The 13,593-nt window shown below is 48.9% G+C and carries 11 protein-coding genes; 1 reads left to right on the top strand and 10 read right to left on the bottom strand.

The window, feature by feature from the left end; translation table 11 throughout:
- The first annotated feature begins 11 nt into the window (after positions 1-11).
- Positions 12-1,250 carry a Ger(x)C family spore germination protein gene (locus tag DP091_RS30205; protein WP_113061715.1) on the top strand — a complete coding sequence of 413 codons (1,239 nt, stop codon included), beginning with the start codon at positions 12-14 and terminating at the stop codon, positions 1,248-1,250.
- Positions 1,251-1,260: 10 nt separating this feature from the next.
- On the opposite strand, the gene DP091_RS30200 is transcribed toward DP091_RS30205, so the two are convergent.
- The 10 genes from DP091_RS30200 to DP091_RS30155 all read right to left on the bottom strand — a co-directional run bounded on the left by DP091_RS30200 (position 1,261) and on the right by DP091_RS30155 (position 13,565).
- Positions 1,261-2,079 (bottom strand): endonuclease/exonuclease/phosphatase family protein, encoded by an 819-nt coding sequence (locus DP091_RS30200; RefSeq protein ID WP_113061714.1) that lies wholly within the window; start codon positions 2,077-2,079, stop codon positions 1,261-1,263.
- Between the two features lie 83 nt (positions 2,080-2,162).
- Positions 2,163-3,155 carry a phage baseplate protein gene (locus DP091_RS30195; protein ID WP_113061713.1) on the bottom strand — a complete coding sequence of 331 codons (993 nt, stop codon included), beginning with the start codon at positions 3,153-3,155 and terminating at the stop codon, positions 2,163-2,165.
- Between the two features lie 345 nt (positions 3,156-3,500).
- Positions 3,501-3,896 (bottom strand): YvaD family protein, encoded by a 396-nt coding sequence (locus DP091_RS30190; RefSeq protein WP_113061732.1) that lies wholly within the window; start codon positions 3,894-3,896, stop codon positions 3,501-3,503.
- A 38-nt stretch (positions 3,897-3,934) separates the two neighbouring features.
- On the bottom strand, positions 3,935-4,495 hold the full coding sequence (locus tag DP091_RS30185) for a TetR/AcrR family transcriptional regulator (protein ID WP_113061712.1): 561 nt from the start codon (positions 4,493-4,495) through the stop codon (positions 3,935-3,937).
- 194 nt (positions 4,496-4,689) lie between these two features.
- Positions 4,690-7,014 (bottom strand): glycoside hydrolase family 3 N-terminal domain-containing protein, encoded by a 2,325-nt coding sequence (locus tag DP091_RS30180; protein WP_113061711.1) that lies wholly within the window; start codon positions 7,012-7,014, stop codon positions 4,690-4,692.
- A 33-nt stretch (positions 7,015-7,047) separates the two neighbouring features.
- Positions 7,048-8,625, bottom strand: coding sequence for a response regulator (locus tag DP091_RS30175; protein ID WP_258394751.1), 1,578 nt, complete (start codon positions 8,623-8,625; stop codon positions 7,048-7,050).
- The gene (locus DP091_RS30170; RefSeq protein ID WP_113061710.1) at positions 8,609-10,408 is read right to left on the bottom strand and encodes a sensor histidine kinase; all 1,800 of its coding nucleotides are present in this window, start codon (positions 10,406-10,408) and stop codon (positions 8,609-8,611) included. Before DP091_RS30170 ends, DP091_RS30175 begins: the two co-directional genes overlap by 17 nt.
- 47 nt (positions 10,409-10,455) lie before the next feature.
- The gene (locus DP091_RS30165) at positions 10,456-11,286 is read right to left on the bottom strand and encodes a carbohydrate ABC transporter permease (protein WP_113061709.1); all 831 of its coding nucleotides are present in this window, start codon (positions 11,284-11,286) and stop codon (positions 10,456-10,458) included.
- 16 nt (positions 11,287-11,302) lie between these two features.
- Positions 11,303-12,175: a carbohydrate ABC transporter permease gene (locus DP091_RS30160; RefSeq protein ID WP_113061708.1), complete on the bottom strand. Its 873-nt coding sequence runs from the start codon at positions 12,173-12,175 to the stop codon at positions 11,303-11,305.
- Between the two features lie 94 nt (positions 12,176-12,269).
- A complete protein-coding gene (locus DP091_RS30155; RefSeq protein WP_113061707.1) occupies positions 12,270-13,565 on the bottom strand; it encodes an extracellular solute-binding protein in 1,296 nt (431 codons plus the stop codon).
- Positions 13,566-13,593: the final 28 nt, after the last annotated feature.

The following is a 13,593-nucleotide window of genomic DNA, read 5'->3' as shown; positions in this document are numbered from 1 at the left end:
GGAGGATTCCAATGAGGAAAAGAATAAGCGTTACCCTAAACGTAAAATTCATGATCGTCCTTCTTCTATCCAGCTCACTCCTGACAGGCTGCTGGGATCGGATGGAAATTGAAGAACGCGCTGTCGTTCTTGGAATATCAATTGATACGGCTGATAAGGACGCTGAGGCACGAGAGGATGAAATATCTCATCTACGCGGGAAATACCCGGCCCCTAAACAGGAATTAATCCAATTATCCGTTCAAATTGCTCTTCCCGGCAGAATACCGCTCGGACCAGGGGAAGGCGGCGGTTCGGGAGAAGGCGAGCAGGAAACGGTCTGGGTGCTTGATGTTGTAGGACACACCGTCGACGACGCCATGATGAATTTACAGCAGCAGATATCAGGCAAATTGTTTTTTGGCCATCTGCGCGTCATTGTCGTATCAGAAGAGTTTGCGAGAAAAGGATTACAAAATTTGAACGACTATCTTCATCGCAACGCGGAAGTTCGCCGAATGGCCTGGTTGATGGTGTCAAAAGGGAAGGCCAAAAATCATATGCAGGCAGCACCCAAATTGGAGCGTGTCCCGGCGCTTTATCTAGCATCCACATTGGACGATGCCGTAAAACAAGGCAAATTTCCAAGTAACTACGTTGGGACGTTCTGGAGCAATTCTTCAAAGAAAGGCCAGGAAGGATTTCTGCCTTATATCAAAATCATGAAGGGAGATAACGTGGAAATCAGCGGAATGGCTTTTTTTAAAGGGGCCAAAATGGTAGGCGTGACAAAACCGTTTGAAATTGCCGGGTACCTGGTCATCAAGGGAATTAGTCCCGCAGGATACCGCGGAATTATTCATATTGGGAACGATTCACAAGTCGTAACGATCCATGCGACCAACCGGGAATCGGAAATTAAAGTCGATATCATAAACGGGATTCCCCATTTTACGATTACGGCGATGACAGAGGTTAATGTCGAGGAAAAAAACACAGATACCATCTCGATCAACAGCACGAAAATTCTAGAGGAAATAGCACGCGAGAATGAGCATTCCGTTAAACAATTATTAATCGGGTTAATCCAAAAGACGCAAAAAAAAGAATCCGATATATTCGGATTCGGCGAATTGGTAAGAGCCAAAAAACCATCGTATTGGAAAAGCCATGTTAAAACTGCGGAGCAATGGGGCGAAATCTATAAAAACGTAACCTTTGATTACCGTGTGACGTCCAAAGTTCGAAGAATCGGGATGAAGGCAGAATGATGGCAAGATCCTAACGCTTGAATGATACTTCGGCTGCGATAGGCAGATGATCCGAAGCTTCCGTATGGATCACGCGCTGATTCGAATGCTGTACAGCTGGTGAGGTCAGAATGTAATCGATCGTTACCGACGGATTGATTACAGGAAACGTATAGGCATCTTCGATTCCCTGAAAGCTGTTTACGAATAAACCGCTGTCCAGCACCAATTTAAACTCTGAACTGTTTGGTTCTGCGTTGAAGTCGCCCATCAGCAGCGCTGGTCCCTCAGAAGCTGATGCAAGCTCAATGATTTCCTGCGCCTGTGCCGTTCTGCTGGTGACATCCAATCCAAGATGCGTGTTGTACACATCCACGTGGATCCCCTTCAGATTGACAACAGCATGGAGAACTCCGCGCTGCTCCTTCCCGAAGCTGCTCAGCAGCACATTCTCGGATCGAAGGATCGGATACTTGCTTACGATGGCTGTTCCATACTGGCGGTTATTCGTCTGACCTTCCGCAGGTTCCAGATCTAGATTCGCACCATAAGCATAGTGATATCCGAGCAAACCTGCCAATTCCTTCGCTTGGTCTTGAAAGTCGCTTCGTTCCCCGTAAAACCGGTCCACTTCTTGAAGGCCGACAATCTCTGCGCCGGAATCACGGATAACATCGGCGATTCTTTGCAGGCTTAGCAGCTCATCCAATCCAACTCCGTGATGGATATTGTAAGACATCACCGTTGTGCTTACTTCTTTGCCTTGTCCTTTTCCGGCCGCCAGCACCCCCGTTGTAAACATCGGAACAAACAACAGGCAGGCGATAAACGAGACGAAGCTTTTTTTCATGGACAATTCTCCCTTCCTTAGTCGAAATGCCAACTATGCTAAATTACTGATGTCAAAGTTCTCAGAGGCTAATTGAGTGGACGTTAATTAAATATGCTATCCGGAACGTAATACACCTTTTGCGTATCTTTTTTATTTACCGGGTCCGTCACGATCGTAAAATAAACATTGCCGTTCTTTGTCTGCACTCCCTCGATTTCATGGTTCCCCACATTCGTTATTTTCACGAGGGTTTTGAATGTCCCTGCGTTGGTCATCATGGCAATTTGCGGGATATCGCCTTCGGCACCGCCTGACGTATATATGTTCGTCTGACCCAGCATATCGGCCCCCTGGAAGGATCCGTTCGGCCTTACGATCGCACTGCCCGACTGCGTAAAGCTGCCAACAGCGGCGTTAACCGCAGCTGCGCTGTCCATCCGCACCTGTTCATTACTGTCCAGAAGCTTATTGAGTGCGACCGTGTCGTAAATCGACCATGTTACGGTTCCCTCTTTGGTTTGTACGCGGAACACCGTATGCGTACTGTTGCCCCCGCCATCCACACGGTAAGTCTCACCTAGCCTTGCCCCTGTTTTATTGGCGTAATTCATGTAGGTGAAGCGATGCAAATCCGTATAATCCACGGTCTTGCCAGCCGAATATTGAAGCCTAGCTACCTGCAGCGACCAATAATAGTCCGTTGAAGGATCTGCTTTGGAACTAAAGTAAAAGTAATTGATGCCATTGTACGTATACATATCCAGCGTTTGGCAGTGGCCGGTATTCGTAACGGTCATTTCATCTACATAAGTAGCGTCTTTCCCGTTAATGAGCAATCTTGAAAGATAGCAATTTCCCTTCGACCGCTGCGTGGCATAGAGATATTTATCCGCGATATAAGCCTTCTGAACGGCCACATTATGATTAAGTCCCTTTAAGTTGTAGGCTAGCGTTGCTGAAGCGTTGATCGTTTTCTCAGGAGTCGCCGCGAATGCGGGCAATCCGGACAAACAAAACACGAGAGCTGCAAGTATTGCGGACGTAAGTAGTTTTAAATGCCTATTCATATGCCTCAACCCTTGAACGTCAACCATCAATACACCTCCATTAATAGTAGGAAACAATTGGACTGCCCCCGTAAGCGCACGAAAAACGAGGTTCATGCGGGCATTTTTGCCATGGTAAAAGATATCATCCTCCTCTCTTTATACTAAAACATTTGTTTCATTCCAGCCAAGTTTCTGCTTCATTACAGAAAATGGGGGATCCACTATTGAGTTTACCATGTACCTCAGGAATTTCCCGTGTATAAAATACTTAATGTTAGACGAACCGCATGGTCCTTTAGCCCTTTTTTTCGCTTGCGCTTAGAAAATGTCGGCAGTGACTTTTATCGAATGTTCATCCGATCTAGGAAATAAAAATCAAAAAGCCGTGTCTTAACACGGCTCCTTGGTCTCAAGCAGTTTTGGAATGAAGAACAATGGATATAACATCAGGTACAGATTAGGCGCCCACCACATGATGTCAAAATCGGACTTTATGATCCAAAAAGCGATCGCCTGCAATCCAGAACAAAATGTCAGGATGAGCGAGATTAAGGCAACGCTTCTCCACTTTATATTCATCTGTTTATGTAGGTAAATGCTGTACATTCCGGTGATGGAAATGAATATATCGAGCGGGAAGAACGACCAATTCCAGGCCACTAACAGCTCATTGGTATAATCCTGATATAAATATTCCTTGGGAATTAACGCTAGTGCGGTGATAACCCAATACAAAATAAATCCGATATCCGTAAATAAAAACAGACCTTTTAATGATTTACTCAAGTGATACCCTCTCTTCTCCTTAATGAATAAATGATCGTTCAAACTTCCTTCTGAATAATACCGGTTAACAGGATCTCTCCCATATCCCGCAGACTCTCCTGAAGCGTAATGCTGCTTTTATTCTCAGACGAGTCCTCAATTAATCGGTAAAGGCCTCCAACATACAAATCAATAAAAATTTTGGTATTAAACGGGCGTAACAATCCTTGATTGATTCCTTCTTCAAATAGTTCAGTGATGCTGTCCCATTGTTTATTCAGAAATTCATCCAGCGTCTTCCATTGATCAGGATAGTAACGCTGAAGTTCGGTTATGAGGTTTAATCCGATAAACTGAAAATCAGTCGGAATGAGGATAAGGCATCGCTTAAGTTTACGAAGTGTTGTCAGATCAGGATTAGTCATGATGTCCTTTTCTTTTTCTTGAAGTTCGATAATGGCCTCACGAAGAATCGTTGCAATCAGCACATCCTTGGAAGGGAACCATCCGTACAGCGTCTTCGTGCTCATACCCAGTCGTTTGGCAAGGTCCCCCATCGTAAAGCGTAACCCTCTTCTCTTGATTTCATGGCTTGCCGCCGCAACAATTCGCTCTTTCAATAGGTACACCTCCCTGTTCGGAAAATATCAAAACGATAATGTTTTCCGCGATTTCTAAAATCATATCCCAATTTCTTTTTCTAGTCAACGAACGTGCTCATTCACGACAAAAAGAGACAGCGTTACATGCTGCCTCCAAGTATCGATGCATCGTGCTAATGTTTAAGAACCCTTTTTTTGTTTCAGCTTTTGTTTTATGACTTTAACCTTAACTGAACAACTCCGCTTTCCCAATCCGAATGGGCACCCACTACGATATTGACTCGACAAGGGACTACTTCGAATTCCATGTTTCGATTCCATATAGCCAATTCCTCGAAGCCAAGCTCGAAGGTGACGGTGCTTACATCACCAGGCTCCAGCGCTATCTTCTTAAATCCCTTTAATTCCCGCAAACGACGGGTAATCCCTGATTGATCGCCTTGAATATAGAGCTGTACAGTTTCAAGTCCTTTCATGTCTCCGCTGTTTCTCACTTCCACGCTGACCTCGACACGGCCTCCGGATCGGAGCTCTTCCAGCGTCATTTCCTTCTGCGAAATCGTTGGAGTTCCGTATTCAAACATGCTGTAACCAAGACCGAATCCGAACGGATATAACGGCTTGGACGGCATATCGACATAGGGACGAGGCTGTCCAGCGTTCTTCTGATTATAATAAACAGGCAATTGACCCACGGAGCGTGGTATGGATACGGAAAGCTTGCCACTGGGATTCACCTGTCCAAACAGGATCTCGCCAATGGCACGGCCTCCTTCGCTTCCAGGATACCAGGCACACAGCAGTGCATCGCTGAGCTCAGCTGCCTCGGCAATGGCCAGCGGACGTCCCTGAATGAGTACCGTAATTACTGGTTTACCGATCGCGTGAATTTCCCGGACCAATTGCTCCTGTATGCCGCCTAATCGGAGATCGGCCAGATCGACGCCTTCACCGCAATCCATTTCCGTCGGATCCCCTTCTGCTACAATGGCTGCACCATTACTATCAAACGTATCTCCGAATTGGCGGGCACTGCTGCCGCCGAGCACCAGCACGACCGCATCCGCGGAACGGGCTGCTTCAATCGCCTCGGGTAGGCCTTGCGTCGACATGCCTCGTACGCTGCATCCGGGAGCAAAGACGATGTCCGTGCCTGCGGGTGCAGCCATCCGAATGCCTTGAAGCGCCGTAACTCCACTGCCCTCGCGCTGAACGCTGGTGTAGTCCCCAAGCTGGTTGTAAAGCCTGTCCGCGTTGGGTCCGATGACCGCCAGTCGTTTGATCCGGCCGCTATTCAGCGGCAGTACGTTTGAGTCGTTCTTGAGCAGCACAACCGCTTCTCTTGCGACGGATGCATTCAAGTCTTTAGCGGCAGCATTATTGACGGTTGCCGCTGCCAAGCCTTCGTCTATGTATGGCTGCTCGAACAGTCCCAGTCTGAATTTAAGCCGAAGCACTCGAGCCACCGCGCGATCGATGTACTCCATATCGGCCTTCCCTTGTTTCACCGCTTGTTCAAGCGTGGTGAACGACTTGTCCCACAGGCTAAGATCAACCCCGGATGACAGGGTAAGTCCTGCCGCCGACTCATAATCTCCCGTTATGGCTACCAAACGGTCGATGGCCGTTCCATCCGCCATGACAATCCCATCGAATCCCCATTCATCTCTCAGAATGCCGGTTAACAGCTTATCATTGGCATGACATGGAATGCCATCGAGCTCATTATAGGCCGCCATGACCCCTGCCGCTCCTGCCTTGATCCCGGCCTGCGCAGCCGGCAGATGAATTTCGCGAAGCTCCCGCTCGCCAACGGGAACCGGTCCTGCATTGCGACCGCCCTGCCCTGCTCCCTGAGCGCACAGATGCTTGAGCACGGCTGCCGCCTTATCCGGGCGCTTCCACTCTTCTTGCTCTCTTCCCTGCATGCCGTGCACAACCGCTTCCGTCATCCGCGCAGCCAGGTACGGGTCTTCCCCGTAACACTCCTCGGAGCGTCCCCACCGCGGATCCTGCAGGATGTCCAGTACCGATACCAAGCCGATATGAGCCCCGCGGCTGCGGATTTCGGAGGCCACATGGGAATAGGCTCGTTCAATTAATTCGGGATTCCACGTCGATCCGATAGCCGTATTAACGGGCAGAAGCGTTCCGTCTAGCGCCTGATGACCATGGGGACATTCCTCCGAGAGAAGAACAGGAATGCCAAGCCGGCTGTGTTCGATCACATAGCGCTGTATGGCATTCGCTACCTTGGCATTGTCTTGCGTAGGAATCCCGTTCTCAAAGGTCACTCCGGACCAAGGGTCCGCCCGGAACAGTCCGTACAACGCCCCCATGCCTGCTCCCCACTCGACATGCTCTTTGAATAATTCGGTTAGTTCAAACTCCGTTTCAGTCCCTTCGCATTGCCGATATGACATCCAGCCGTACAAGTGCTGGTTCAGCTGCCCGACCTTCTCGCGCAGCGTCATTCTCGACAGCAAATCCTCTACGCGCTCGTCAACGGGAAGTGCTGCATTCCGATACTTATCCATTTTCCCCTTCTCCTTCCAATCTGGTCAGTATGCTTATTCTTTGATATTCAAGACCCGATATTTCTTGGGTGTCATTCCCGTGTACAGTTTGAAGACGGATACAAAATATTTGTATTCTTTATACCCGACGCGATCTGCAATCTCAAACACCTTGTCCTGCGTCGTCAACAGCAGATTTCTAGCCTCGTTAATGCGCAGTTCGTTCATGTACTCGCTGAAGCTTTTTCCCGTGCTTTGTTTGAAAATATTGCTGAAATAGCTCGGGGTAATTTTCAAATATGCGGCCACTTCCGATGCTTTCAGATCACTAAGATAATGTTCCGCCATATACTTCTTGGCCTTCTCTATGATCCAGAACGATCGGTCGATACCAACCTTGTCGATGAGCTGCAGTAGGTCTAACACTTCCGTGGAAATCGCCTGCCGGATCGCATCGGGATGATTGTATACGTCCAGATCGAGCGTCCTTTCCAGACCATGCTCTAGCTGGGTCAGCCCGCTTTGCCGAAGACGCTGCCGCAGCATGATCGATAATTCGTCACAGACCTTCACCATATCCGTCAATAGATAGCGCTGATCGCGGAAAAATTGGAACATGCCGCCCACCAGCTCTTCCAGCATATCAGCATCCTGCTTGAATAACGCGACGGACAGCTTCGAGACCATGTCCGCACTGTCAAAATCGCGCAGCACCCGGCCGTTATCCACGTTGGTCTTATAGGCGCAATCCAGCAAAAGGCAGTTATCCAAAGCATGATAAGGCAGCAGGTTTCGGACTTCCGAACACATGGCTGCGGTTTGATCCAAGGACGTATAGGCATCCGAAACCGCGCAATACATGCGATGCTCTTTCGGCCAAGAATCCAGCATATTTTGCAGGATTTCATCCCACTGCCCTTTCACTAGCGGTTGATCCGTCATCAGCAGGGTCATCAGTAAATTTTTATGCACGAATACGGATACATGACGGACCCCGCGTGATTCCAGGTTATCACGTATCGTATGCAGCCACAATTGCTGAAGTATCGAAAAATCCTGATCGGTCACGGAAGCCGCGAGGTTCGAGAATCTCTCCAGCTGCGTAGCTATAAGTTTATACTCGGTACTGGTTAGTAGATACGGAGGCACAGGTTTAGCTATTGAAGTTTCGTACGGCGCGGCCATTTCGGCAAGCCAAAGCTCGGCGTCCTTCACTGAACCATCGAGACGGGTATCCTTCCGGCGAACGTCTTCCACGATTCCGGTCACGACCGCCAACAATTCTTCAATATCAACGGGTTTCAATAAGTAATCGGTTACATCAAGCTTGATGGCTTGGCGTGCATACTCGAATTCCTCATAACCGCTGATCATGATGACCCGAACCTGGGGGTGGCAGCGCTTCAGCTCCTTAGTGAGCTGAAGACCGTCCATTCCCTCCATCCGGATGTCTGTCAGAACCAAATCAATCTCTTTCTGTTGGACCACCTGCAGCGCTTCACTGCCGTCATAGGCTTCCGCAACGACTTCAACGCCATGATCCGCCCAATCAATCGTATAGCGCAGGCCTTGACAGATCACGGGTTCATCATCAACGATGAGCATTTTTACTGTCTTATCGTGTTGCATCATGCGATTCACCACCGTAGGTTTCAGAATGTGGGAGCTTGAGGCGAATCAAGGTACCTTGCGTTGAAGCCTCGATTATTTCCAGACCGTAGCGTTCTCCGAAAAATAGGTACAGACGTTCATGAATGTTGCAGAGCGCGCCTCGATTGTGACCGGTCTGAACCCCGTTACGGAGAGACTCCCGGACCTCCTCTAAGATAACATCGTCCATCCCGCGGCCGTTATCCTGTACGTCGATCCACATTTCATCCTCACGCTTGTATGCTTTGACCGATATTTTCGCTACCGGCTCCCCTCGATCGATACCATGCTTGAGGAAATTCTCAACCAATGGCTGAATGGTAGCCTTCAAAGTTAGCGTATTTGCCAGATCGTATTCCATGTAAAGTGCGTATTTCAGTTTTGGACCCAGCCGCCTCTGCTGCAAATACAGATAAGAGCGCACGAATTCCATTTCCTTTGCCAGGCTGGTCTCATATTGGCCATTGTTCAGGCTGGAACGCAGGAATCGAGACAGGATTTCGATGAGCTGACTGGATTCGCTCGCCTTCTCCAGCCTGGCGGTCCAGCGGATCATATCGAGCGTGTTATAGAGAAAGTGCGGATCCATCTGCTCCTGAAGCAGGCGCAGCTCCGATTCGCGCTCACGCAGTTCCAGCTTGTATTTATGCTCAATCAATTCTTGAATCGTGGATACCATATCGTTAAACCTGCGGTTCAGTTCGGAAATCTCGTCCTTGGAACGAATAGGAACCCTGGCGGAGAAATCGCCGAGTTTTACCCGATTGGTCTCAATCTTCAAGCGCAGTATCGGCCGGATAATCGTATAGTGGAAGCCGATCAAAGCCGATAAGCCCAACAGGAGAATCCCGCCGAGAATGACCTGCATCAAAATGGTTACGCCGCGTAGGTCCTGATCAAGCGCAGCCTTGGGCACCATGGAAACGATATTCCAGTCGGTGTTTTCCATCCGTTGATGAAAGGTCAAATATTCATTACCGTCATGGCGGTAAGTAGACGTGCCCATCGTCCCTGCAGTTACGATAGCCTTAAACGCTGCCTCATCGCCGACATTCAAGGGAAACTTGTCTTTGGAGGGCAGAACAGGCTGTCCTTCGGAATCCACGATGAATACCATCCCTTCGTCCCGCGTTAACCCCCGCTGAAGCTGTTTGAATATACTGGCTTCATCCATACGGATCACGAGCCGGGCAAGCGGCAGCGTGATTTCGTCGTAGGAATTCAGTACGCGGAACAAGGATACGAGGCTCACTTCTCCATACCAACCGCTGGTTGAAGGATAGCCGCTGCTCCACACGATCCCGCCTTTGTGCTCGTCCGCGAGCTGGTTCCATGATTCTTCGTTGCCGTGAATCGGCTCGCCCATCTCGATGGAATTGCCGTTAAAGCCGGTGATGGATATCGATTTGATATAATTTTTGGACATTAGCTGAAACGTCAGGAAACCTTCGAGATTTTGCTTCAACCGTTCCGCTCTCTCGCTCTCCGGCGGTGGATCCAGCCGCAAATATTGACGCATGTCATTGCTCAGTATCAAATAATCGGCTATATCCTCAATCATGGTCGTTTGCTCTTCCAGTTGACTCGTTACAATCTCCAGACTGCGCTGGCTCGATTGGATAAATTGACCCCGCAGCACTTCGTTCAGCTTGTCTTGGGCCAGGACACCGACCCCAAGCGTAGGCAAAATGACAAAAAAGAGGAAAATGACCAATGCTTTCTGTTTCAGACCATAATTCCCGATCCAGCCAAAACTGCCGCGCATGTCCATTCCCTCTTTCGATGTCCTCATGATGTAGAATTGAAACCTGTTTAACCTTTTACCGCTCCTGCCGTCATGCCGTTAACCAGTTGTTTTTGCAGCAGCAGATAAAAAATGATGATCGGTATAAGCGCGATCGTCAGTGCCGCCATTTGCAGCGTCAGACTGGCCGTCTCGATGCCGACAAAGTTGGCGAGTCCGAGCGGCAATGTTTTCAGCGACGATGAACTGATCAAGACGAGCGCAAACAAATACTCGTTCCAATTATAGATAAAGTTCAAAATCACGACAGTGGAAATGGCAGGACGCGTGATGGGCAATATGATCGACCAGAAAATTTTGAATACGCCCGCGCCGTCCATGACGCCCGATTCTTCGAGATCCTTCGGGAATCCTTTCATGAAGCCTTCCAGAATAAAGATCGTCAATGACAAATGGAAGGCCGTGTAAGGTAGAATCAACGATAAATGCGTATCCAGCAAATGCAGGTTCCGCATGATCAGAAAGATCGGAATCAAGGTCGCGTGGATCGGAACGACCATGCCCAGCAAGAATATCGCGTAAGTCGCTCCGCGCAGTTTAAAATTGAACCTTGCCAAGAAGTACGCCGCAAGCGATCCGAGAAGGACCGTTACGACCAACGATACCACGGTTACGATGATACTGTTGAGAAAGTAGGTATCCATATTCGCAACTTCCCACGCCTTTGCGTAGTTGGAGAATTGCAGTTCGGTCGGCATGGAGAACGGGTTCGCCGCATATTCCTGTTCGGTTTTGAAGGAATCTACGATCATCCAAAAGAAAGGGATTATATTAATAATAGCGAATATCCCCAAAAATGTGTATGCCGTTAAATGGAACCATTTCGTTTGTCTGTACATCTCCTCCCTCTCCCTCCTATTCTTTTTCTCTAGCAATTCGATTCACGATCGTAATAACGATAAGGCTAAACAGAAGAATCAATACGGATACCGCGCTGCCGTAGCCGAATCTCATATTCATAAATGAGTTGTTATACATATAGACGGTCATAACTTCTGTCGCATGGGCCGGTCCTCCGCCGGTCATGATCTGGATCAGATCGAACACGCGGAACGAATTGCTGATGCTGTAGACAACGGAGACGAGCAATGTCCCCCGGATCATCGGAATGGTAATGCGCATGATCCGGCTTAATCCGGTCGCCCCGTCAAGGGCTGCCGCCTCATTGACTTCATCGGGGATGTTCTGCAAAGCTGCCAATAGAATAATCATGTACAGTCCGCAGTTTTGCCATATATAAGCGATGCTGATCGAGATCATGGACCAAAACGGATCGCCCAGCCAATTCTGCTGCCAGCTCTCGAGTCCCAAAACACCAAGCAAATTGTTCAGCATCCCGTATTCCGTGTTGTACACCATGCCCCAGATCAAGGACACCATGACCGATGAGATGACCACGGGCAGGAAGCCGATCGTCCGGAAGAAACTGGAGCCCTTCAGCCCTCGATTCAGCAGCAAGGCCAGCAGGAGTCCAAGCGGGATCTGTCCCGCGATCCCTGTAAACATTATGATGACGTTGTTTTTAACGGACAACCAAAAAATATCGTCCTTGAAAATATCAACAAAGTTTTCCAGCCCGATAAAACGCATAGGCGTGATCCCATCCCAGTTCATCAAGGAATAATAGACCGATAAGCCGATGGGAAAAATGGCAATACATATATAGATAATGAGTGCTGGCGCCAAGCCCAAGAAAATAGCCCATTTTGTATGCTTAAGCGTATGCATTGGCGTAACTCCTTTCTCTCTGCCTTTAATAAGAAAAACCCGCTGCCGGGTTTTTCTTTGTACCATCATGTTCTTGACTTAGGGAAGTGCGCCCTTACTTCATGTTGTCGAACGCTTCCTGAACCTCTTGTGCGAGCTCCTCCGGCGTTCCTCTGCCAATCGTCAGAGCCTGCAATCCGTTCTGCATGACATCGGTAACTTGGGTCGGAATCACGCTGTCGAATACCGGCGCCGTTCCCTTGTTGGTCAACTCCAGCATTTCCTTGAGATACGGACTCGCATCTTCCGGAATTTCGACGTTGGCCGGTACGACAACGCCTTTACTGATCAGGTCTTTGTACAAGTCCTCGTTTACAAAAAACTTGATAAATTCCTCGGCAGCCGCTTTCTTTTCATCGCTCAGTCCTTTTTTAATAGCAATGCCGTATTGAACGACGCCTGCGCTTTTTACCGGATCGCCGGAGCCGCCCGGAACGCTTGGGAAGAGCGCAATGCCAAACTTGTCCCCTTCCTCGTTGTTGATCCGGATTCTTCCGTCAACGGTGGAGGAAGAGATATGCATCGCTGCCTTGCCTTGTATGAAATAATCCTGGCCTTGCACGGAATCCATGTTGTTCGCATCGGTATTGAACGCCCCCAGCTTGGCGAGTTCGTCAATGACGGCAATCGCTTTCACATATTCGGGATCGGTGAATTTGGCTTCCTTGTTCAGAATTTTCTGCAAGAAATCACTGCCTACGTAACGGTCCCCGATAATCGACAAGAAGGACGATTGTAGCGGCCATTTCTCTTTGTTGCCCAGGGAGATCGGCGTAATGCCGGCTTCCTTCAGCTTTTTCACCGCATCAATGAATTCGTCATAGGTAGCCGGAAATTGCTCATAACCGACCCCGGCGAACATTTCCTTGTTATAGTAAATAATATCGACGAAGGTTTGTTTGGTCGGCACGGCAAATTGACTGTCGTTCTGGTTGAACCCGGCCAATGCGTCCTCCGGTAAAATATCCTTCCAGTTGTCCATCAGGCCATCCAGCGGCATCAGCAGATCCCCGGCTACCAATGGAGCCAGATCGGCGCCAGGCCATACGACATTGATATCCGACAGGTTGTTGGCAGCAGCCAGCGTGCGGAGCTTCGTTTTATACTCGGTTGCCGCTACCCCGTCCTGCTTGATGATAATGTCGGGATGCTGTTTTTCAAACTCCGCGATCCGTTCCTTGTACACCTCGTTATCCACGTTCGGCGAGGTCCATGGATGCATGATGTTCAAGGTAACCTTTTCCGGCTCGGCAGCGTCCTTCTCTCCAGATCCGCAGGCTACGGTTGACATGAGCATCAGCGCGGCTGTTCCGGTGAGCAGCAGCGTTCTAAGCTTCTTAGACGTTTTCATTTGACATACCCCTCTCTTTATATATTAC

It is taken from the genome of Paenibacillus sp. MDMC362, assembly GCF_003269305.1.
Classification (GTDB): domain Bacteria; phylum Bacillota; class Bacilli; order Paenibacillales; family Paenibacillaceae; genus Paenibacillus_AQ.
This window is presented reverse-complemented; position numbering and strand designations above follow the sequence as displayed.

Excerpts from the sequence above, each read along its gene's own strand:
- DP091_RS30165 (WP_113061709.1), bottom strand. The coding sequence starts at position 11,286 with ATGTACAGACAAACGAAATGGTTCCATTTAACGGCATACACATTTTTG.
- DP091_RS30200 (WP_113061714.1), bottom strand. The coding sequence starts at position 2,079 with ATGAAAAAAAGCTTCGTCTCGTTTATCGCCTGCCTGTTGTTTGTTCCG.
- DP091_RS30155 (WP_113061707.1), bottom strand. The coding sequence starts at position 13,565 with ATGAAAACGTCTAAGAAGCTTAGAACGCTGCTGCTCACCGGAACAGCC.
- DP091_RS30160 (WP_113061708.1), bottom strand. The coding sequence starts at position 12,175 with ATGCATACGCTTAAGCATACAAAATGGGCTATTTTCTTGGGCTTGGCG.
- DP091_RS30170 (WP_113061710.1), bottom strand. The coding sequence starts at position 10,408 with ATGCGCGGCAGTTTTGGCTGGATCGGGAATTATGGTCTGAAACAGAAA.
- DP091_RS30195 (WP_113061713.1), bottom strand. The coding sequence starts at position 3,155 with ATGGTTGACGTTCAAGGGTTGAGGCATATGAATAGGCATTTAAAACTA.
- DP091_RS30180 (WP_113061711.1), bottom strand. The coding sequence starts at position 7,014 with ATGGATAAGTATCGGAATGCAGCACTTCCCGTTGACGAGCGCGTAGAG.
- DP091_RS30205 (WP_113061715.1), top strand. The coding sequence starts at position 12 with ATGAGGAAAAGAATAAGCGTTACCCTAAACGTAAAATTCATGATCGTC.
- DP091_RS30175 (WP_258394751.1), bottom strand. The coding sequence starts at position 8,625 with ATGATGCAACACGATAAGACAGTAAAAATGCTCATCGTTGATGATGAA.